Annotated in this window: 17 protein-coding genes and 1 tRNA gene; 14 read left to right on the top strand and 4 right to left on the bottom strand. The window is 61.6% G+C overall.

Annotated features, from left to right (window positions below):
* Positions 1 to 556: 556 nt before the first annotated feature.
* The gene (locus ACINK1_RS10885) at positions 557 to 1039 is read right to left on the bottom strand and encodes a YHS domain-containing (seleno)protein (protein WP_376800386.1); all 483 of its coding nucleotides are present in this window, start codon (positions 1037 to 1039) and stop codon (positions 557 to 559) included.
* 441 nt (positions 1040 to 1480) lie between these two features.
* Here ACINK1_RS10885 and dnaK point away from each other — a divergent pair, with 441 nt between their 5' ends.
* The 7 genes from dnaK to ACINK1_RS10850 all read left to right on the top strand — a co-directional run bounded on the left by dnaK (position 1481) and on the right by ACINK1_RS10850 (position 8086).
* Positions 1481 to 3394, top strand: coding sequence for a molecular chaperone DnaK (dnaK, locus tag ACINK1_RS10880; RefSeq protein ID WP_376800385.1), 1914 nt, complete (start codon positions 1481 to 1483; stop codon positions 3392 to 3394).
* Between the two features lie 319 nt (positions 3395 to 3713).
* Positions 3714 to 4844: a molecular chaperone DnaJ gene (dnaJ, locus tag ACINK1_RS10875; RefSeq protein WP_376800383.1), complete on the top strand. Its 1131-nt coding sequence runs from the start codon at positions 3714 to 3716 to the stop codon at positions 4842 to 4844.
* Positions 4845 to 4944: 100 nt separating this feature from the next.
* Complete coding sequence (locus ACINK1_RS10870) at positions 4945 to 5568, top strand: class I SAM-dependent methyltransferase (protein WP_376800382.1); 624 nt, start codon at positions 4945 to 4947, stop codon at positions 5566 to 5568.
* A gap of 9 nt (positions 5569 to 5577) precedes the next feature.
* Complete coding sequence (pyrF, locus tag ACINK1_RS10865) at positions 5578 to 6276, top strand: orotidine-5'-phosphate decarboxylase (RefSeq protein WP_376800381.1); 699 nt, start codon at positions 5578 to 5580, stop codon at positions 6274 to 6276.
* A 16-nt stretch (positions 6277 to 6292) separates the two neighbouring features.
* Complete coding sequence (locus tag ACINK1_RS10860; RefSeq protein ID WP_376800439.1) at positions 6293 to 6598, top strand: DUF1330 domain-containing protein; 306 nt, start codon at positions 6293 to 6295, stop codon at positions 6596 to 6598.
* 21 nt (positions 6599 to 6619) lie between these two features.
* Positions 6620 to 7438 carry a 4-hydroxy-tetrahydrodipicolinate reductase gene (gene dapB / locus ACINK1_RS10855; RefSeq protein WP_376800380.1) on the top strand — a complete coding sequence of 273 codons (819 nt, stop codon included), beginning with the start codon at positions 6620 to 6622 and terminating at the stop codon, positions 7436 to 7438.
* A 27-nt stretch (positions 7439 to 7465) separates the two neighbouring features.
* Positions 7466 to 8086 (top strand): 2,3-bisphosphoglycerate-dependent phosphoglycerate mutase, encoded by a 621-nt coding sequence (locus ACINK1_RS10850; RefSeq protein WP_376800379.1) that lies wholly within the window; start codon positions 7466 to 7468, stop codon positions 8084 to 8086.
* 20 nt (positions 8087 to 8106) lie between these two features.
* Here ACINK1_RS10850 and rpmB read toward each other — a convergent pair whose 3' ends face one another.
* Positions 8107 to 8406, bottom strand: a complete 300-nt coding sequence (gene rpmB / locus ACINK1_RS10845; protein ID WP_376800378.1) for a 50S ribosomal protein L28 — start codon at positions 8404 to 8406, stop codon at positions 8107 to 8109.
* 231 nt (positions 8407 to 8637) lie between these two features.
* On the opposite strand from rpmB, the gene ACINK1_RS10840 reads away from it, so the two are divergent.
* The 5 genes from ACINK1_RS10840 (at position 8638) to ACINK1_RS10820 (ending at position 15300) form a co-directional block, all read left to right on the top strand.
* The gene (locus tag ACINK1_RS10840; RefSeq protein ID WP_376800377.1) at positions 8638 to 9492 is read left to right on the top strand and encodes a DUF3108 domain-containing protein; all 855 of its coding nucleotides are present in this window, start codon (positions 8638 to 8640) and stop codon (positions 9490 to 9492) included.
* A gap of 592 nt (positions 9493 to 10084) precedes the next feature.
* The gene (locus ACINK1_RS10835; protein ID WP_376803778.1) at positions 10085 to 13495 is read left to right on the top strand and encodes a helicase-related protein; all 3411 of its coding nucleotides are present in this window, start codon (positions 10085 to 10087) and stop codon (positions 13493 to 13495) included.
* A complete protein-coding gene (locus ACINK1_RS10830; protein WP_376800375.1) occupies positions 13492 to 13827 on the top strand; it encodes an RNA-binding S4 domain-containing protein in 336 nt (111 codons plus the stop codon). Before ACINK1_RS10835 ends, ACINK1_RS10830 begins: the two co-directional genes overlap by 4 nt.
* A gap of 68 nt (positions 13828 to 13895) precedes the next feature.
* The gene (gene fdxA / locus ACINK1_RS10825; protein ID WP_376800374.1) at positions 13896 to 14234 is read left to right on the top strand and encodes a ferredoxin FdxA; all 339 of its coding nucleotides are present in this window, start codon (positions 13896 to 13898) and stop codon (positions 14232 to 14234) included.
* A 493-nt stretch (positions 14235 to 14727) separates the two neighbouring features.
* Positions 14728 to 15300 carry a CarD family transcriptional regulator gene (locus tag ACINK1_RS10820; protein ID WP_376800373.1) on the top strand — a complete coding sequence of 191 codons (573 nt, stop codon included), beginning with the start codon at positions 14728 to 14730 and terminating at the stop codon, positions 15298 to 15300.
* Positions 15301 to 15387: 87 nt separating this feature from the next.
* Here the strand turns inward: ACINK1_RS10820 and ACINK1_RS10815 are convergent, their stop codons facing one another.
* Together ACINK1_RS10815 and ACINK1_RS10810 are read right to left on the bottom strand one after the other, a co-directional pair.
* Entirely contained in the window at positions 15388 to 16890 is a 1503-nt protein-coding gene (locus ACINK1_RS10815) for a M48 family metalloprotease (RefSeq protein ID WP_376800372.1), read from the bottom strand.
* Positions 16874 to 17617, bottom strand: coding sequence for a thermonuclease family protein (locus ACINK1_RS10810; RefSeq protein WP_376800438.1), 744 nt, complete (start codon positions 17615 to 17617; stop codon positions 16874 to 16876). The genes ACINK1_RS10815 and ACINK1_RS10810 overlap by 17 nt, the downstream gene beginning before the upstream one ends.
* 182 nt (positions 17618 to 17799) lie before the next feature.
* On the opposite strand from ACINK1_RS10810, the gene ACINK1_RS10805 reads away from it, so the two are divergent.
* Positions 17800 to 17876 (top strand) — tRNA-Arg (locus ACINK1_RS10805).
* Between the two features lie 180 nt (positions 17877 to 18056).
* On the top strand, positions 18057 to 20324 hold the full coding sequence (gene ptsP / locus ACINK1_RS10800; RefSeq protein ID WP_376800371.1) for a phosphoenolpyruvate--protein phosphotransferase: 2268 nt from the start codon (positions 18057 to 18059) through the stop codon (positions 20322 to 20324).
* Positions 20325 to 20327: the final 3 nt, after the last annotated feature.

Genomic DNA, 20327 nt, shown 5'->3' with positions numbered 1-20327 from the left:
CCAAAATGAATGTGGCTTGTCGTCATCTCCGCACCGGCGGCAATTGGTCCGCCTTCTTATGTCCGGCGCGGGCTTTGAGCACAGCGCGCGGCGCGTGGCACGACATGCGTCGGTGGCGCGACATAGGCGGGGGCTGGAGAATAAGAAAACGGCCTTAAAAAAATTCCCATGAAGGCGGCAACACAAACACAGGCGGCAAGGAACAAGCCTGCGCCAAGCGCGAGCAAGCGCGCGAAATCGCGAGGCCGGCGAGGAGCGGGCATTGCTGTTGGCATTGCTGCGGGCGATCTGGATCGAGCGCTTCTGCGTCAACCCATCGGCTCGGTCCGGTGTACCGCACAACCCCGGCGATAGGACGTAATCTCGGTATCAAGAAGCTCGCCATTGCCCATCAGGAGCCTTGGCTTCACACGTCCCGACATCAGCCTCGCTAACTTCGAGGACAATTTGTTGAGGCGCGAGAGCGCAAGCGGATGTCAGAGCAAACATGCCTTCGCCCGCCGTGGGTCAGACGGCGGACGAAGCGTGGAAAAAGAGCTAAATCAGCAACTGGGGATCAACGGGCGATTTCGGTAAGGGTACGGACTTTCGCCCAGTTGGCCTCAGCCTTGGCGGTATTGTTCTTGAGATCTTCATGGAATTTATCCCGGAAGAAGCTCGAGAAATTAACGTAGAGCTTGCCATCGTTAACGACAAAAGCATGTGGATCAATGTCCGCCTTATAGCCTTGCGATGTCGCCCACGCGCAAAAGCCGCCGAATTGAGGAACATATTTTTCCGGGTTGGCGAGGAAGGTCGCCTTGTTGGCGTCGCTGGCGAATTCATAGATCGCGCCTTTGTAGGTGGTCGTGATGGTCGGAAGCCCCTTCACGGCGCGGTTTTCGGTAAAATAGCCGACCGGATCGAAGCCTCGAAGGGCCAGGCCGTACGTAGTGTTGAACGAAACATCTTCGGCGGCTTGGCTGGGAAGGGCTGCTGCTGCGAGGCCCATGGCAAGGCCGGCCAGTACGAAGCGGCGTGACTGCTTTACAAGCGACATGTGATCATCTCCCTTAAAGTACCACTGCAAAAAGTGGCCTAGGCCGCTTGACTAAAACTTGGATTACGCCGCGTCAATAAAAAAATGCGTGACGCATTCATTTACGTAGGCGAAACGAAATAATCCCCTGCTGGCAATCCTTGCAGGCGGGGGCGGCGTAATGCCGGCGGTCTGCCTGGGGTGGCGCTGCAGACCTGCATGTAGCGGGGCTGGCATATGGGCGGGCTGGCGCAGGTGAGGCGAAAAAGGACAATTGCCCGCGCGGGCGGGAGAGAAGAATACGCGGCTTGTCGTCATCTCCGCACTTGCGGCAATTGGTCCGCCTTCTTATATCCGGCGCGGGTTAGGACGCAGATCATGCGTCGCAGATTTCGACTGGGGATGGGACGGGGGGCTTCAGCGAAGTCCCGTTTTGTCCGCCGCAACCGTGAGGATAAGATTATGGGTAAGGTCATCGGTATCGACCTCGGCACCACCAATTCCTGCGTCGCAGTGATGGAAGGTTCGAGCTGGAAAGTGGTTGAGAACTCGGAAGGTGCGCGAACGACACCCTCCATCGTCGCCTTCACCGATGATGATGAACGCCTTGTCGGTCAGCCGGCGAAGCGCCAGGCGGTGACCAATCCGGAGAACACCTTCTTTGCCATCAAGCGCCTCATCGGCCGCACCTACAGCGATCCGATGACGCAGAAAGACAAAAGCCTCGTTCCCTACAAGATCGTCAAGGGTGGCAATGGCGATGCCTGGGTCGAAAGCCATGGCAAGCAGTATTCACCCTCGCAGATTTCAGCCTATACGCTGATGAAGATGAAGGAGACGGCGGAAGCCCATCTCGGCCAGCCGGTGACGCAGGCCGTGATCACGGTGCCGGCCTATTTCAACGATGCCCAGCGTCAGGCAACCAAGGATGCCGGCAAGATCGCCGGCCTTGAGGTGATGCGTATCATCAATGAGCCGACGGCGGCGGCGCTCGCCTACGGCCTTGACAAGAAAAAGACCGGCATCATCGCCGTTTACGATCTCGGCGGTGGCACGTTCGACGTGTCGGTGCTGGAAATCGGCGACGGCGTGTTCGAGGTCAAATCCACCAATGGCGACACCTTCCTTGGTGGCGAGGATTTCGACATGCGTCTGGTCGAATATCTCGCCGACGAGTTCAAGAAGGAGCAGGGCATCGACCTGAAGAAGGACAAGCTGGCCCTGCAGCGTCTCAAGGAGGCGGCGGAAAAGGCGAAGATCGAGCTTTCCTCCACCGCCCAGACCGAGATCAACCTGCCCTACATCACGGCGGACGCCTCGGGGCCAAAACATATGGCGCTGAAGCTCACGCGCTCGAAATTTGAAGCGCTGGTCGACGATCTGGTGCAAAAGACGATCGCGCCGTGCAAGGCAGCCCTCAAGGATGCCGGGCTCACCGCCGGTCAGATCGACGAAGTGGTGCTGGTTGGCGGCATGACGCGCATGCCGAAAATCCAGGAAGTGGTGAAGGCCTTCTTCGGCAAGGAGCCGCACAAGGGCGTCAACCCGGACGAGGTGGTGGCGATCGGCGCTGCCATTCAGGCCGGCGTGCTGCAGGGCGACGTCAAGGACGTGTTGCTGCTTGATGTGACGCCGCTGTCGCTGGGCATCGAGACGCTGGGGGGTGTGTTCACCCGTCTCATCGAGCGCAACACGACGATCCCGACCAAGAAGAGCCAGGTGTTCTCTACCGCCGAGGACAGCCAGAGCGCGGTGACGATCCGCGTCTTCCAGGGCGAGCGCGAGATGGCGGCTGACAACAAGATCCTCGGTCAGTTCGATCTGGTGGGCATCCCGCCGGCGCCCCGCGGCGTGCCGCAGGTCGAGGTGACGTTCGATATTGATGCCAACGGAATCGTCAACGTCTCGGCCAAGGACAAGGGCACCGGCAAGGAGCAGCAGATCCGCATCCAGGCATCCGGCGGGCTGTCGGAAGCTGATATCGAGCGGATGGTCAAGGAGGCCGAAGCCAACGCCAGCGACGACAAGAAGCGCCGGGCACTGGTGGAGGCGCGCAATCAGGCCGATTCGCTGATTCATGCCACCGAGAAATCGGTAAAGGACTATGGCGACAAGGTGCCGGAAGCCGACAAGCAGGCCATCGAAGCAGCGATTGCAGAGCTGAAGGCGGTGCGCGAGAGCGAGGATGCCGACGACATCACCGCCAAGGCAACCGCGCTTGCGCAGGTATCGATGAAGCTTGGCGAGGCGATGTATTCCGCCCAGCAGGGCGAGGGGAACAGCGAGGCTGCTGCCCAGACCAAGAAGGATGATGGCGTCGTCGATGCCGATTTCGAGGAGGTCAAGGACGACAAGGGCAAGAAGAAGAGTGCCTGATGTCGACGCCCAGCCTGCAGTCGCATATCCATTGCGACTTCGAAACGGACGGACCTGATATCGTTTCGATCATATTGATCAACAGGGGGGCAGAGACACTGCCTCCCTTCTGCGTTGTTGCAGTCCAGACGAATGCGGCAGGGCAAATCTTTCCACGGCGCCTCGACACGATTATCGACATGCAACCTAACGTGCCATTTCGCTTTGATTTTTCGCGGGCCGTGGGTGGTCATATCGAGGTACGTTTTGCCGATGCCGGCCTTGTCAATGTGAGCGGTGCCTTGTCTGATAACATCCTTCAGTTTCCATCGAGACATTAATGGCCAAACGTGACTATTACGAAGTTCTGGGCGTGGCCCGGTCGGCTGGCGAGGGCGAGCTGAAATCCGCCTTCCGCAAGGCGGCGATGAAACATCATCCGGACAAGAACCCGGGCGATGCCTCGGCGGAAGCAAAATTCAAGGAATTGAACGAAGCCTATCAGATCCTCTCGGATCCGGAGCGGCGGGCGGCCTATGACCGTATGGGCCACGCCGCCTTCGAGCAGGGCGGCGGCAGCCCGTTTGGCAATGATTTCGGCTCGTCGATGTCGGATATCTTCGAGGATTTCTTCGGCGATATTCTTGGCGGACGGCGCGGTGGCGGCCGGGCTGATCGTGGCGCTGATCTGCGCTACAATATGGAAATCACGCTGGATGATGCGTTCAAGGGCAAGGTGGCGGAAATCCGCGTGCCAACCTCGATCGTGTGTGAGCCCTGTCGCGGCACGGGCGCCAAAGCCGGCACCTCGGCGCGGACGTGCCCGACCTGCAAGGGTGCCGGCCGGGTGAGGGCAACGCAGGGCTTCTTTACGCTCGAGCGTGGCTGCCCGTCATGCGGCGGGCGCGGTGAAGTCATCGAACAGGCTTGTCCCAATTGCGGCGGCGCCGGGCGCACCTCGCGGGAGAAGGCGCTGTCGGTCAACATTCCCGCCGGTGTCGAGGATGGAACGCGGATACGGCTCACTGGCGAGGGCGAAGCGGGCGGACGTGGCGGGCCTGCAGGCGATCTTTATATTTTCCTCTCGGTGAAGCCACATGACTTTTTCCGCCGCGAGGGCGCGGACATCTTCAGCCGCATACCCATCCCGTTCACAGTGGCAGCGCTGGGCGGCAATTTCGAGGTGCCGACGGTCGATGGCGGCAAGACGCGTGTCAAAGTGCCGGAGGGCACCCAGTCGGGCAAGCAGTTCCGCATTCGCGGCAAGGGCATGCCCATCCTGCGCAGCAAGGATATGGGCGATATGTATGTGCAGGCAGTGGTCGAAACACCGACCGGGCTCAGCAAGAAACAACGGGATATTCTGGAAGAATTCGCCAAGACGGAACGGCACGACATCGACGTCATGTCGGAAGGTTTTTTTGCCAAGGCAAAGGCCTTCTGGGACGGGCTTGGCAAGGATAATTCCTGAATCTCACGTTAGATCATTTCCGGGTCAGTGGCTCGCAGTGCTTGACGGCACGGCGCCCGGGGTCTAGGCAGCCAGACGTTGATCGCGACCGGAGAGAGTGTTGTCGTTCCAAGGTTTGCCGATAGCGCCGAAACGCGCGAGCAAGAAACCCGCTCAGCTGCGTGCACTGGATGATCAGGTACGCTTTCTGCGTTCATGGTTTGGCAACCCGCTGAAAACGGGAGCGGTCGCGCCCTCATCAAAACATCTGGCGCGGGCGATGGCGGCGGCGGTCGACATTGAGATACCCGGTCCGGTGATCGAGCTTGGTCCCGGCACAGGGGCGATGACAGAGGCGCTCATTGCCCGCGGGATTGCACCTGAGCGCATCATCGCCATTGAATTTTCCCGGGATTTCGTACCGCTTCTGGCCAAACGCTTTCCTGGCGCTACCATTCTGCAGGGTGATGCCTATGCGCTGAAAGAGCGTATCCGCGCCATTACCGGCGACAAGGCCTGTGCGGTTATTTCCAGCCTGCCGCTGTTCACCGAACCGGCGCCGCGCCGCGTGCGCATGGTCAGTGACGCTTTTGATCTCATGCATGCCGGTGCGCCGTTCATCCAGTTCTCCTATGCGCTGGTATCCCCTGTGCCGCGAACGATTGCCGGCATGACGGTTGAAATTTCAGACTGGATTTTGAAGAATGTTCCGCCCGCGCGGGTGTGGACCTATCGCCGGCCTTGAGGTCGGCTGATGATGGACATTGCGCGCCAGCGCCTCATTGTTGCACTTGATATGCCGGATACGGGCGGGGCTCTGGCGCTGGTGGCGCGGCTGGGTGAAGAGGTCGTGTTCTACAAGGTCGGACTGGAACTTGCCTGTGCCGGCGGGTTTGAGCTGGCGCGCGAGCTGAAGGCGCTTGGCAAATCGGTTTTTCTCGACCTCAAACTGCATGACATCCCCAACACGGTTGAACGGGCAACGGCCAATATCGTGCGCCTGGGTGTCGACATCCTGACGGTTCACGGCTACCCGCAGACCATGGCAGCGGCCGCCCGAGGTCGTGGAACGGGCCGGCTCAAGGTGATAGCGGTCAGCGTCCTCACCTCGATGAGCGAAGAGGACGCGCGCTCCGCCGGCTACACTGCGCCGATTGGCGATATGGTGGCGCGCCGCGCCGCGCAGGCGATGACGGCGGGGCTCGACGGACTGGTCTGCTCGCCGGCGGAAGCCGGCGCCGTGCGCGGGATTATCGGTGGTGATCGGCTGATCGTCACGCCCGGCATTCGGCCAGCCGGCAGCGCTAGCGGCGATCAGACGCGCGTTGCGACGCCAGGCGCTGCGATCAGGGCGGGCGCGAGCCACCTTGTGGTCGGGCGGCCGATCACGCAAGCTGATGATCCGGTCGCAGCGGCGCGCGCGATCATCGATGATATTGCCGCTGCAATCTGATCCAAGCGAGGATGACATGCCCAAGGGTTACTGGATTGCCCATATCGATGTGCGCGAGGCGGGCGGATATGAGGAATATCGCAAGCGCAACGCAGTGCCGTTTGCAAAATTCGGCGCGCGCTTTCTGGTGCGCAATGGCGAGAGCGTGGTGGCCGAAGGCAGTCTCAAATCGCGTCATGTGGTGATTGAATTTGACAGCTATGAAAAGGCGCTCGCCTGCTATCATTCGCCGGAATATCAGGAGGCGATTACCTTCAGGGCGCCGGTATCGAGCGGCGATCTGGTGATTATCGCCGGTTATGACGGGCCGCAGCCGGGCTGAGAGCGATCAAGGGCAGGCAAGATGACAGCGACGAAACTGGCAGTGGCGGGAGCGGGCGGGCGCATGGGGCGGACGCTCATTCGCCTGATCAGCGAATCGCAGGGCGCAGCCGTGCTCGGCGCGGCGATCGAAGGGACGGGCTCGCCGTTCCTCCAGCAGGATGCAGGTACGCTTGCCGGCGTCGGTGCGCTTGGTATCAAGGTGAGCGGTATGGAAGGGCTCGGGGCGGATATCGACGGCCTCCTCGATTTCACGACACCTGCGGCGAGCGTGGCGTTTGCCGAAGCGGCGGCGGCCTACGGATTTGTCCATGTCATCGGCTCAACGGGGTTTGAGGATGCCCATAACAGCGCCATTGTCCGCTCGGCGATGCGTGCCACCATTATCAAATCGGGCAATATGAGCCTTGGCGTTAATCTGCTCGCGGTTTTGGTGCAACAGGCGGCGGCTGCACTTGATGAGGCCTTCGATATCGAAATCATCGACATGCACCATCGTGCCAAGGTCGACGCGCCGTCAGGAACCGCTTTGCTGCTGGGCGAGGCTGCTGCCGCCGGTCGTGGCATCGACCTTGCCGGCCATTGCCTGCGCGGGCGCGACGGGCAGACCGGCGCGCGACCTGCCGGTGATATCGGCTTTGCGGCGCTGCGCGGCGGCACGGTGGTTGGCGAACATACCGTTATTTTCGCTGGCGCAAGCGAGCGCATCGAGCTGACGCACAAGGCGGAAGACCGGGCGATCTTTGCCCATGGGGCGCTCAAGGCGGCGTTGTGGGGGCGCGGCAAGCCGCCGGGCCTCTATTCCATGGTCGATGTGCTTGGCCTTGGCCCTAAACGATAGAAACCAAATTCAAACGCGGGAAAGACCATGGAGCGATTGCTGGTGCTGTGCCGTCACGGGCAGAGCGAATGGAACCTCGAAAATCTCTTCACCGGATGGAAGGATCCCGGCCTCACCGCGCTGGGGGTAAGCGAAGCGCGCGCTGGCGGAAAACGCCTGGCGGCCATGGGGCTGTCGTTTGACATCGCCTTCACATCGGCGCTGTCACGCGCGCAGATCACGTGCGAGCTGCTGCTGGAGGAAATGGGCCTCGCCGGTCTGCCGACCATCCGCGACTGGCACCTCAATGAGCGTGACTATGGTGATCTCACCGGCCTCAACAAAGCGGAAGCCGCCAAACAATGGGGCGATGAGCAGGTCCACGTCTGGCGCCGCTCATTCGACGTGCCGCCGCCGGGTGGTGAAAGCCTCAAGATGACGGCTGAACGTGTGCTGCCCTATTACCATCAGCACATCGCGCCACGCGTCATGAAGGGGCAAGGCGTACTGGTGGCCGCCCATGGCAATTCGCTCAGAGCACTCGTCATGGCGCTTGAGGGGCTGTCAGGCGATGAGATTGTCAAGCGCGAGCTGGAAACCGGCGTACCGCTCGTCTACCGCCTTGATGACCAGGGCAGGGTTTTGTCACTGACGCTCGCCAAGGGCTGATTTTATCAGCCGGCAGATGTTCAGGTCGCGGAGACCGCTTCGCCGCGCTTCTTGATGATCTGGCGCTTCGCGTCCAGTGCGCCTTGCGACAGATCGCTGTCGGAGGCCTTGATGAGGAAGGCGTCGAGCCCGCCGCGATGCTCGACGGAGCGCAGGCCGGCAGCCGAGACGCGCAGCCGGATGGCACGCTCTAGCGTCTCGCTCAGCAACGTCACCGTGTTGAGGTTGGGCAGGAAGCGGCGCTTGGTCTTGTGGTTGGAATGGCTGACCTTGTGACCGGTCTGGACGCCTTTTCCGGTAAGTTCGCAACGCCGCGACATGACATGATCCTCAAATAGCAGCAGCGGCAGGAACAGGCGACAGCTCGTCGCGGCAATTCCAGCGCGCGGGAATGGAAGAGGGCGGTCTATAGGCGCGACAGACCCTTTTCGTCAAGCTGCAAGCGCGTTCACCGTTGATTGACCATATGCGGCTAGTGTTCCGCCCAGACGGTGCCGTCGGGGCGGCCGCGCCGCATCGCGGGCGGGTCGCCAGCTGCAAGGAGCGAAGTGATGTTGCGTTACTGTATTGGTCTGGCGGTGTTTACCACATCGTTCCTGCAGCCGGATCTGTCCTGTCCCACCGCCCAGGCCGGGCCGGCGGTTGTGCGCGCGACGTTTGATGTACGGCTGGGGCCATTGCAGGTCGGGCGCGGCAATTTTGAAGCGCAGATCACCGAGCGCTACTATGCTGTAGGCGTCAGCGCGAAGGTGACAGGCGTCGCGCGGCTTCTGGCGGGTGGCGAAGGCAGCGCCACCTCGCGCGGTGCGTTTTTGCGCGATAAATTGACGCCAACCCTTTATCATATCTCGAATTCGGCTGGTTCCGGCTCGAACGAAGTGCGCCTGCTGATGAAGGCCAATCACGTCGTCAACGAGACGGTGGTGCCGCCAAGCCCGCCGGCAAGCGACCGGGTGCCGCTCAATGAGGCGGCGCGGCGCAACGTGGTTGATCCGCTGTCGGCCTTTGTCTTTCCGGTCGCCGGCGATGGACCGCTGGTTGCGCCCTCGTCATGCGATCGGACGCTCAACGTCTTCGATGGCCGCCAGCGCTATGACATCACGCTCTCCTACAGCCGCATCCTGTCATCGGTGCATGTGGGCGATTATGAAGGGCCGATGCTGGTCTGCAAGGCGCGCTACACGCCGATTGCCGGGCACCGAAAGATTGTCGCGGCAAAAGAGGATTCGTCAGAGGTCTACAGTGACATGGAGGCCTGGATGATGCCCATCAACGGCACGCGGGCAATGGTGCTCTATCGCATGCAGATCGGCACGGCCGCCGGCACGCTGTCGATCCAGGCTGCCAAGGTGTCGATCCAGCCGGGCGATGCGAGCCCGAGCGACGCGACGGCCTCGACCGAATAGGCTTCGTCGTCAGAAAACGAATCGCAACGCGCCTCAGGGCGCGTTTTTTGGCCGTTCCCCGCGCGCTGATCGCCTGCGTCAGCCAAATCGGCGAGCGTTACGCCGCCACTGTGCCAGGGTGGGACGCTAAATGTTAATTTCAATCAAATTTGGTCAGGAACTCCCTTTTTCTTGACAGCCCATCTCGTGGGTCGCCTGCGGCCGCCCCCCACATATTCACTGAGGGTGAAGGCGGAACGCCCTCATCTCGCTGATTCGTGCAGGCTTCGTTCCGGCTTCGCGCCAAAGGTTAACGCAAGCGCATCTTTTCAGGCTTAGTCCTTGACGTTTTGTTAAGGCGGAGTCGAATGCAAAGATTAACAAGAATTTCGTCAAAACAGATGAGTCTTCATGGAGATTGGATAAAATTTTCGAAGAATAGTGTCCGATTTCTGTACGCCTACTACATCTGCGAAAGAACGGACAACGAATGATGCCGAGTCCGCGATTCGGGCGTGATTCGTTCTTCTCCCGTTCGATGTGTAAATTCCTGATCTGTTGCCTGTGTCATCATGGGACGTGCGCCGGCGAATTCCTGTGCTAGACATCGCGGATGAACGAGTTGCCGCGCCATCTCCTGCCGCCGCATGCGCGCAGCCGCACCGTAACCGCCGTGCTCGGCCCCACCAATACCGGCAAGACGCATCATGCCATCGAGCGCATGCTGGCTTACCCGAGCGGTATCATCGGGTTGCCGCTGCGGCTTCTGGCGCGCGAGGTTTTTCACAAGCTGGTGGCGCGAGTGGGTCCGGGCGCGGTGGCGCTGATTACGGGTGAGGAGAAGATCAAGCCGGTCGGGGCGCGCTACTGGGTGTGCACGGTTGAAGCGATGCCGCAGGATATCGAGGCTGATTTTCTGGCGGTCGATGAAGTGCAGCTTGCCGGCGATTTCGAGCGCGGCCACGTGTTCACCGACCGCCTGCTTTATCATCGCGGGCGTCATGAAACGCTGCTGTTAGGCGCCGACACGATTCGCCCGCTCATTGCAGCCCTGCTGCCGGGTGCGCATATCACGGCGCGGCCCCGGCTCTCGACGCTGACCTATAAGGGTGCCAAGAAGCTGACGCGCCTGCCCGAGCGCAGCGCCATCGTCGCTTTCTCGGCGGCTGAAGTTTATGCGATCGCCGAGCTTATCCGCCGCCAGAGGGGCGGCGCGGCTGTGGTGCTGGGGGCGCTGTCGCCGCGCACCCGTAACGCCCAGGTCGAGTTGTTCCAGTCAGGGGCGGTCGATTTCCTGGTGGCAACGGATGCCATCGGCATGGGCCTCAACCTTGATGTCGACCACATCGCTTTTGCCGGCACCCGCAAATTCGACGGCTTCCAGTTTCGAAATCTCAACCCGGCGGAGCTTGCACAGGTGGCCGGGCGGGCCGGGCGCTTCATGCGCGATGGTACGTTTGGCACCAGCGGACGGGCCGATGATTTCGACGCCGAGGTGGTGAAGTCCATCGAGGCGCATGATTTCGCGCCGCTGCGACTGTTGCAATGGCGCAACCCTGCGCTTGAATTCTCCTCGTTCGAGGCACTGCGCCATTCCCTTTCCGTGCGCCCGCGCGAAGCTGGTTTGACCAGGGCTCCCGACGGTGATGATGTGGTGACGCTTGAGGCGGCCGGACGAGAGCCTGAGGTGCGCGCGCGGGCGCACGGCGAAGCAGCCGTCCGCCTCCTCTGGCAAACCTGCCAAGTACCGGATTATCGAAAGGTTTCGTCGGCGGCGCATGCCGAGCTGTGCCTCGACATGTTCCGCTTCCTGAGCGATGGTGGACGTCTGCCGGCGGAGTGGTTTGGGCGGCAGGTGGAGCGCTGCGACGCGCTTGATGGCGATATCGATACTTTGTCGATGCGGATTGCCCATATCCGCACCTGGAGTTTTATCGCTAATCAATCAAACTGGCTTGACGATCCACGCTATTGGCGGGAAACCACGTCAAGAGTTGAAGATCGTTTGTCTGATGCCCTGCATGACCGGCTTGCTCAGCGCTTTGTCGACAAAACAACCAGCGTTCTGATGCGGCGCCTGAAAGAGACCATGATGCTCGAAGCCCAAGTGAACCAAGCCGGTGAGGTGACGATTGCCGAGCAGATTGTCGGCAGGTTGCAGGGCTTTCGCTTCGTGCCGGAAGGGGGGGCGGAAATCCAGTACGGCAAGGAGCTGCGGGCGGCCGCAGCCAAGGCTCTCGAAGTGGCGATCGCCGGGCGCGCGGAGCGGGTGGCGGAGGCTGGCAATGAGAGTTTCCTTCTGGCCGCCAACGGCTCGATCCGCTGGATGGGCGAGGAAATTGCCAGGCTGATTGCCGGCGACAGCGAACTTGAGCCACGTGCGAAATTGCTTGCTGATGAAGATCTGTCAGGCTCGCACCGCGAATGGGTGCAGGGGCGTGTCGATGCCTGGTTGCGCCATCATATCGGCACGCTCCTGAAACCGCTCATCGATCTGCGCAATGGCGAAGGTCTTGAAGGGCTGGCGCGTGGCATCGCTTTCCGTCTGGTCGAGGAACTTGGCGTGGTCGAGCGCGCGAAGGTGAGCGAGGACCTGAAGACGCTCGAGCAGTCAGCGCGCGTGGCGTTGCGCCGGCTCGGGGTGCGATTTGGAGCCTATCATCTGTTTTTGCCAGCGGCGATGAAGCCAAAGCCACGCGAGCTTGCCGCCCAGCTATGGGCGTTGCGGCATGGCGGCATGGCGCCTGAGGCGTTGCAGGAATTGCCGCATCTGGCGCAGGCGGGGCGTACATCGATTCCGGTCAGTGCCGAGGTGCCGAAGGCTATCTATCGCGTGCTCGGCTATCGGGTTCTCGGCTCGCGTGCGGTGCGTGTCGACATCCTCGAGCGTCTGGCTGATCTCATCCGCCCGCTCATCGCCTATCGGCCGGGGCTGACCTCCGGCCCGCCGCCCAAGGGAACAGCGGCTGGCGACGGCTTCGTGGTAACGGTTGACATGACCTCGCTTGCCGGTTGTTCGGGGGAGGATTTTGCCTCGATATTGAAGGGGCTTGGGTATCGAAGCGACGTGAAGCCGCTTGCCGATCATGAGCGTGTGATTGCCGAGGCGGTGGCAAAGGCGGCAGAGGAAGCGGCCCAACGCGCTCAGGCGGCGGCAGAAAAGCAGGTGGAAGCAGCACCTGACGCTGACCCTGTTGCAAGCGAGCCGCCAGCCGGCGAACCTGTGACCGAGCCAGTCGGCACGGCAACCGACGAGGGCGTCGATACGGCGCCAATCGAGGTCGAGGCATCTGTCGGCGAACCGGTTGTGGAACGGGCGGATATCCTTGCTGATCCGGTGATTGCGCCAGCGCTTCCAGAGCCGCCCATCGACATGGTCGCGCCAGCGGCGGCTGATATGGTGGTGGAAGCGCATGCTGCTGCGGCAATTGAACCGGTTCAGGATAGCGCATCTGCTGCTCATGCGGCTGACGAGAGCGCGCCCGATACAGCCATCGCTGCACCGGCGCCTGCCGCACCCGCCACCGTGACGATCTGGCGGCCATCGCGTTTCGAGCGCCGTCCCCAGCCCAACGCCCAGAAATCGCGCCGTGAGGGACGAGGACGCCGTCCGGGGGCAAATGAAGCGGCACCGGCAGCTGCTGTCTCCGGCGCCCCTGCCGCAGGTGACGGCGTCTCGACAGAGCGCCCCCGGCAGAGGCCGCGCCCCGAGCGGCGCGAGCGAAAGCCGCACGGCGGCCCGCCTCCCGAGACAGCCGCAGCGCCCGTCGCGCGCCCCGCTGACGGCCCCCGTCCACCGCGCCATGACCAGCGGCCGCGCCGTGACAAGGATGGCGGCCCCGACCGGCGCCCCGGATCCGATCGTGGCGGCCCGCGCAATTTCGACAAGCGCCCGCCGCGTGAGCAGGCGCCGCGCATCTATTCAAGCGATAGCGGGTCTCGTAACACGGCGGGCGACCCCGATTCGCCGTTTGCCAAACTCGCCCTTCTCAAAGAGCGTCTGGAGGCAGACAAGAAAAGTTGAGACAGGAGGCCGACGAGCACCAGCGGCTTGATCGCTGGTTGTGGTTTGCCCGTCTCGTGCGCAGCCGCACACGAGCCAGCGCTGTCGTCTCGGCCGGCCAGGTGCGCGTCAACCGGTTGCGGGTGGAAGCGCCGGGCCATACCATCAAGCGCGGCGATGTGCTGACAATCGCTCTTGGACACCGCATCAAGGTTTGGCGGGTGCTTGGCGTGGCGGCGCGACGGGGTAGTGCCAGTGAGGCGCGGCAGCTTTATGCTGATCTGAGCGAGGAAGTGACGGCGCCTTTCGACGATCCATCTCGGCATCGGGATGCTGGATCGCTTCGGGGATGACACCGCCCACTTGTGCCGGGGCGGTAGCTGGGCTAGCACCCCACGATGGGATGTGATTGAGGATTGAGATGACCTACGTCGTTACCGAAAACTGCATCAAGTGCAAATATATGGACTGCATTGAAGTATGCCCGGTGGATTGCTTCTACGAGGGTGACAACATGCTGGTTATCCATCCCGACGAATGCATCGATTGTGGCGTGTGCGAACCGGAATGCCCGGCGGAAGCCATCAAGCCTGATACTGAAAGCGGGCTTGAGCAATGGTTGAAGGTCAACAAGGATTACGCCCAGACCTGGCCCAATATCACCGCCAAGAAGGACCCGCCGGCGGATGCCAAGGCGTTTGACGGGGTGCCGGACAAGTTCGCCAACTTCTTTTCCGCAGAACCAGGAACGGGCGATTAAAACCGCTGTTTGTCTTTGACATTAAGCTTAGGCATTAATGTTACAGGAAAAAACAGATGCTGCACCGCACCAAGGCTGATCGTGCATCTTCCCTTTTTGACAAAAGCGTGATAGAGCATCCTTTCTGTCGCGGCAGAAAGCCGTCGGAGTTCAACCCGAACGGGAATTCGATCGCCTCCTGCCTGTCAGGGAGTGAATGAGTTTTTGCCTGTTCTTCTCGTTGGCTGATTGTTGTGATCAGCCCGTGTGAAGAAAAGGCGGCTTGTTGTGAGCAGTGGAGGCCCGGCTAAGCGGCTGACACGTTCCCTGACATGCCCGCGTGGTTGCACCCGGTGTGCCGGCGGCAGAGTGGCTGGAGGTTTCGTCATGATCCGTATCCAAGACGTTCGTTGCCCCAGCCTCGGCCTGTATCCTCACCTAGATCAGTAACGGCACAACGCCCAGCGCCACCGGTAGCCGGATTTTTCCGGCTGTCTGAAGGAGATGACACCGTATGTCCAGTGCCAAGAAGGCTTCGCAACAACGCCTCGGTTTCAAAACAGGAGAGTTCGTCGTTTACCCCTCGCATGGTGTCGGCCAGATCGTCGCCATCGAAGAACAGGAAATCGCCGGGCTCAAGCTTGAGCTGTTTGTCATTTCCTTTCAAAAAGACAAAATGACGCTGCGGGTTCCAACCGCCAAGGCGACAAGTGTCGGCATGCGCAAGCTGTCGGAAAGCGGCATCGTCACCCGCGCGCTCGACACTCTGAAAGGTCGTGCCCGCATCAAGCGCACGATGTGGTCGCGTCGCGCCCAGGAATATGAAGCGAAGATCAATTCCGGCGACCTGATCGCCATAGCCGAGGTGGTGCGCGACCTTTACCGCGCCGACACCCAGCCTGAGCAGTCCTATTCCGAGCGCCAGCTTTTCGAGGCGGCGCTGGACCGCATGGCGCGTGAATTGTCGGCTGCCAACGACATCACCGAAAGCGAAGCCAAGACCGAGATCGAGAACATGCTGCAGAAAGGTCCGCGTCGCGGCAAGGCAGCGGAATCGGTCGAGGGCGAGAGCGAGGCGGCTGCCTGATTTTTTTGGCACGTATTGCGTCAAAGGCCCGGTGACAAGACCGGGCCTTTTTCGTCTGCCGGTCTTTTTCGTCTGTACCGAGCCAAGCTATTCGGCGATGATCTTCACCGGCATGCCGAGCCGCAGCTTTTGGCCACGATCAAGGCCGTTAAGAGCCAGGAACTGGTCCACGGGCTTTGGCGAATCAACCATACGCTCGGCAAGAGACTCGACTGAATCGAGCGGTCCAACGGTCACGATACGTACCCGCAGCGGTCGGATGGTTGATTTTTCCAAAGGTGAGAGGCGGCGGAAACTGGCAGCCGAAGCAGTGAATTCGGCGTCGATCTGCGGCGTCATCTGGCGTGTCGCGAAAATAAAGCGATAGACGTCATTGCCAAGACGCACCAGCACGAAGCGGAAAATCCAGCCCGGAGACGCACCAAGTGCGGTGGCTGCCTCGTTGCCGTTGATGGTCAGCCGCTCGATATTGTCGATCGTCAGCTCGGGCGTCGCGCTTGCCTGCAGGCTCTCGGTGAGCGAGGTGAGCGGCTGGACGCGGATCGTGTCAAAGCGCAGCGCCCGCCCATCCGTGCTGACGCCGATCACCGCGCGCGGTGAATTTTCCAGCACAAATCCGCTGGGAGCCTCAAAGGCAAAGCCGAAGGCCGGATGCAGGAAACGGCGCCCGCGGACCAGCCCCGAATTCGGATCATCGCCGTAGAGCACACCCTCAAGGGCGCGCACATAGCTGTCATTCTCGCGATTGGCGATGTCCGGCCCGCCGATCTGCCGGGCGGCGGCGACGGCAAGCGACAGGCGCTCCGGGGTTGAAGGGTGGGTCGACAGAAAGCCGTTCTCATTGTCCTCGTCGCCCTGCTGGCCGGGCAAGGAGGCGCGGAAGGCCGCAAAACGATCCATGTCCTGCAGCAGACGCGAGGCTCCGTAGGGGTCAAATCCGGCGCGGTAGATGTTGCGGATCCCGATCTGGTCGGCCTCGATTTCCTGCTGGCGCGAGAAGCTGGCAAGCGAGAGCGCGCCTGATACGAGCGCCTGCTGACCAAGCGCCCGGTCGCCGGTGACGATTGACAGAACGCGGGAACCAAGAAGGGTCTTCTGCGCCGCCTCGACCCGCTGCGTCGCGTGGCGGGCGATGACGTGCGACATTTCGTGGGCAAGCACGGCGGCAATCTCCGCCTCATCATTGGCGAGCGCCACGAGGCCACGGGTCACGAAAAGCTGACCATCGGGCAAGGCGAAGGCATTGATGGTCGGTGCGTTGAGAATGGTGACGCTGTAGCGCAGATCAGGCCGCTCGGAGACGGGGACGAGGCGCTGGACGATGGTGGCCAGGCGCCGCTCGATATCGGGAGAATCATAGGCGCCGCCGAAATTGCGCTCGACCTGGGCGGGTACCCGCTTCTTCGCCGTCTCGGCGCGCGGTGCTGGCGTCGGCAGAGGCACGGCTGTAACTTCGGCAGGTGAATTCTGCGCCGGTCCAAAGGCAACGCATGAGGACAGGAGACCGGCCGCAAGTGCCAGTCCACACCATCTGATCCTTCCTGCCATTACCTTGTTCAGAACGATGCCTTCCTCAGTCTTTGATAACACGTATCTGGGTGGGGTGCGTCAGTCGCAAGCGCAAAGCAGTCCCGCGCTCGACGATACCCCTGGCCTGCACTGTCTTGCCGGTCAACTCCTGCATCGGGCCCAGCACTCCCTCCACCTCCTGCCGCTGGCGACGGGGCAGTATGATCGAGAGAGCGCGTCGCCAATCTTCTCCGAAATCTAAAAAGATGGCGTAATCACGGACGGCGACGCGTAAAATTTTTCCCTCATAGACGGCAAAGCGCCCGGCAGCGGCAGCGACATCGTCAAACCGGGATGGCGCAATCGTCATGGCTCCGTCAACAGCCCAGTAACCGGACCGCCTGCGGCGCGCTTCGGTTTCAGACGCCAAAAGCGTCGAAAAACAACCATTTTCGCCCGGTGTAAGCGTTGCAAGCGCCAGGCCGGCTCCGATCAAAGCCTGCTCGATCCAGATGTCTTGTCCGTTTTCGCTGGCGCTGAGGCGCGCCAGCACACGGCCATAACGGTCCGATGACGAGCCCTGCGGGTGGAGGCGGATCGCGGCATTTTTTGCGATGCGGAGCAAAAACAGCCGCGCGTCGGGCGCTGCGGCTGGCGGAACGGCTATGCCGGCGAGGCGGATGATGCGCCCGTCGGCAAGACGCATGTTATCGCTGCTGGCGATGCTGTCGACCATGACCGGCAGACCGCCGGCGGGAGGACATTCATCGCCAGCGCTGACGGCGGCTGTCGGCCCCAGCAGCGTCATCAGCACCGGCCCCAGCGGGCAAAACCACCGGCACGCCCTTTGTCTCTTTTTGAATATGATCATCATGGGTGATTTGGCTGGTGATTTGGCTGACGACCTGGCTGGCATCCTGCGTCAAAAAAGGCTAACGCTCGGTTCGGGCGCCGGCAAGGAACGAACATCACGATCCTGAGCGGCGCGTGGCCCTCGTAGCTCAGCTGGATAGAGCAATCGCATCCTAAGCGACAGGTCGGGAGTTCGAATCTCTCCGAGGGCGCCACATTTTTCGATTTGTTCCCATCCGTCCTTTTCCTGCCCGTAGCCATGCGCGCTTTGCAATTGGCGCGTCTGCGTTTAAGGAAGACCGATGAATCATGGCTGACGGGTCGCGTATGCTGGTGTGCCGTTGCGTGATGCCACACAGTCTGGATGGCTGGTGTTGATAATATCGAGATAGCCGATGCGGAATTCCTTGGGCGGGCCGCGTGTGCTGCTCCGCCGCCTCCGCGAGGTCATGCTGGAGCGGGTCAGCGCACAGGAGCGGCTTGATAAGATCGTTGTGATCATCGCTGCCAATATGGTGGCGGAAGTCTGTTCGGTGTACGTGCTGCGCGCTGACGGGCATCTTGAGCTGTATGCGACCGAGGGTCTGAACCGCAGCCAGATCCATCTGGTGCAGATGCGTATCGGCGAAGGCCTGGTGGGCACGGTGGCCAAGGAAGCCCAGCCGCTGGCGCTGTCGGACGCGCAGCGCCACCCCTCCTTCCTGTTCTTTCCTGAACTGGGCGAGGAGATGTTTCACGGCTTTGTCGGCGTGCCGATCCTGCGGGCTGGCAATACGCTGGGCGTGCTGGTGGTGCAGAACAAGGCGCAGCGTGCCTATTCGGAAGAAGAGATCGAGGCGCTCGAGACGATCTCGCTGGTGATCGCCGAGATGATCGCCTCGGGCGAATTGCAGGCGATCGCGCGCGCCGGCGTCATACTGGCCTCACGCCGGGCGCATCATCTGAAGGGCATGGGGCTGAGCGATGCGGTGGGGCTTGGCCATGTAGTGCTGCATGAGCCGCGTATCGTCATCAAGGCGCTGGTTGCAGAAAATGTCGGCGAGGAGCTGGCGCGCCTTGAAGAAGCGATTACCTCGTTGCGCAAGCATGTTGATGATATGCTGGAGCAGGCCGAGCTGGCGCGCGCCGGTGATCATCGCGACGTGCTGGAAGCCTTTCGCATGTTTGCCAATGACCGCAGCTGGGCCCGCAAGATGCAGGAGGCTGTGCGCTCCGGCCTGACGGCGGAAGGGGCGGTCGAGAAGGTGCGCTCGGACACGCGCGCACGCATGATGCGCATCTCCGACCCCTATCTGCGCGAGCGGCTGCACGATCTCGACGATCTGGCCAACCGGCTGCTGCGTCAGCTTTCCGGCGAACCGGCAACGGCTGCGCGCATCGACCTGCCGAAGGATGCCATCATTATTGCCCGCAACATGGGCCCTGCCGAACTCCTTGACTATGATCGCGAGAAATTGCGGGGCGTCGTGCTGGAAGAGGGCTCGCATACCTCACATGTGACGATCGTCGCCCGCGCGCTTGGCATTGCCGCCGTCGGCCAGGCCAAAGACGTTATCGGTCTGGTCGAGCCGGGTGATGCGATCATCGTTGACGGGTCATCGGGCGAGGTTCACATCCGCCCGCCTGCCGATATCGAAAGCGCCTATGTCGCCAAGGTCCGCCTCAGGGCGCGCCGGCAGAAGACCTACCGTGATCTGCGCGACAAGCCGGCGATCAGCCTTGATGGCACGCTGATAACGCTGCAAATCAATGCGGGATTGCTCGTCGATCTGCCCCATGTCAGGGAAACGGGGGCGCGCGGCATCGGCCTCTTCCGCACCGAGCTGCAATTCATGGTGGCGTCAACCTTCCCGCGTATTTCCGAGCAGCTTGAGCTCTACAAGAGCGTGCTGGATGCTGCCGGAGACGATCCGGTGACGTTCCGCTCGCTTGATATCGGCGGCGACAAGATACTGCCCTATATGAAAGTGGAGCCAGAGGAGAATCCGGCTCTGGGCTGGCGCGCCATCCGCCTCACGCTTGACCGGCCGGGACTGATGCGCAGCCAGATCAGAGCCTTGCTGATGGCGGCGCGCGGGCGCGAGTTGCGCCTCATGTTCCCGATGATCACCGATGTCAGGGAATTTGATCAGGCAAAAGCCGTCGTCGAGCGCGAGTTGCGGTTTCTCGAAAAGCACAGCCATCCGCGCCCCGGCAGCCTCAAGCTTGGCGCCATGATCGAGGTGCCCGCGATTCTGTGGCAATTGCCGGCACTGGTGGAGCGGGTCGATTTCCTCTCGGTCGGATCCAACGATCTTCTGCAATTCCTGTTCGCGGTTGATCGCGGTAACAGCAGGCTTGCCGAGCGGTTCGATTCATTGTCGGCACCCATCCTCAAAGTGCTGAAGCACATCCACAGTGAAGCGCAGAAAGGTGGCGTGCCGGTCACGGTTTGCGGTGAGCTTGCGGGCAAACCGATTGAAGCGATCGTTCTGCTGGCCCTTGGCTATCGCTCGATCTCGATGGCTCCCACCTCCATCGGTCCGGTGAAGGCAGCGATACGGGCACTCAATCTCGGTGAATTGCGCAAGCTGGTTGATCCGCTGGTCGAGGGCGACGAAGTGCAGGGCGATATCCGCGCGGCCATCAAGGCTTTTGCCGCGACGCACGGTATTCCGGTCTGAACC

Source organism: Raskinella chloraquaticus (SeqCode), from assembly GCF_021731865.1.
Classification (GTDB): domain Bacteria; phylum Pseudomonadota; class Alphaproteobacteria; order Rhizobiales; family UBA4765; genus Raskinella; species Raskinella chloraquaticus.
This window is presented reverse-complemented; position numbering and strand designations above follow the sequence as displayed.

Excerpts from the sequence above, each read along its gene's own strand:
- dnaJ (WP_376800383.1), top strand. The coding sequence starts at position 3,714 with ATGGCCAAACGTGACTATTACGAAGTTCTGGGCGTGGCCCGGTCGGCT.
- ACINK1_RS10820 (WP_376800373.1), top strand. The coding sequence starts at position 14,728 with ATGTCCAGTGCCAAGAAGGCTTCGCAACAACGCCTCGGTTTCAAAACA.
- ACINK1_RS10860 (WP_376800439.1), top strand. The coding sequence starts at position 6,293 with ATGCCCAAGGGTTACTGGATTGCCCATATCGATGTGCGCGAGGCGGGC.
- dapB (WP_376800380.1), top strand. The coding sequence starts at position 6,620 with ATGACAGCGACGAAACTGGCAGTGGCGGGAGCGGGCGGGCGCATGGGG.
- ACINK1_RS10885 (WP_376800386.1), bottom strand. The coding sequence starts at position 1,039 with ATGTCGCTTGTAAAGCAGTCACGCCGCTTCGTACTGGCCGGCCTTGCC.
- rpmB (WP_376800378.1), bottom strand. The coding sequence starts at position 8,406 with ATGTCGCGGCGTTGCGAACTTACCGGAAAAGGCGTCCAGACCGGTCAC.
- ACINK1_RS10810 (WP_376800438.1), bottom strand. The coding sequence starts at position 17,617 with ATGACGCTGCTGGGGCCGACAGCCGCCGTCAGCGCTGGCGATGAATGT.
- ACINK1_RS10835 (WP_376803778.1), top strand. The coding sequence starts at position 10,085 with ATGAACGAGTTGCCGCGCCATCTCCTGCCGCCGCATGCGCGCAGCCGC.
- dnaK (WP_376800385.1), top strand. The coding sequence starts at position 1,481 with ATGGGTAAGGTCATCGGTATCGACCTCGGCACCACCAATTCCTGCGTC.
- fdxA (WP_376800374.1), top strand. The coding sequence starts at position 13,896 with ATGACCTACGTCGTTACCGAAAACTGCATCAAGTGCAAATATATGGAC.
- ptsP (WP_376800371.1), top strand. The coding sequence starts at position 18,057 with ATGCGGAATTCCTTGGGCGGGCCGCGTGTGCTGCTCCGCCGCCTCCGC.
- ACINK1_RS10840 (WP_376800377.1), top strand. The coding sequence starts at position 8,638 with ATGTTGCGTTACTGTATTGGTCTGGCGGTGTTTACCACATCGTTCCTG.
- pyrF (WP_376800381.1), top strand. The coding sequence starts at position 5,578 with ATGATGGACATTGCGCGCCAGCGCCTCATTGTTGCACTTGATATGCCG.
- ACINK1_RS10850 (WP_376800379.1), top strand. The coding sequence starts at position 7,466 with ATGGAGCGATTGCTGGTGCTGTGCCGTCACGGGCAGAGCGAATGGAAC.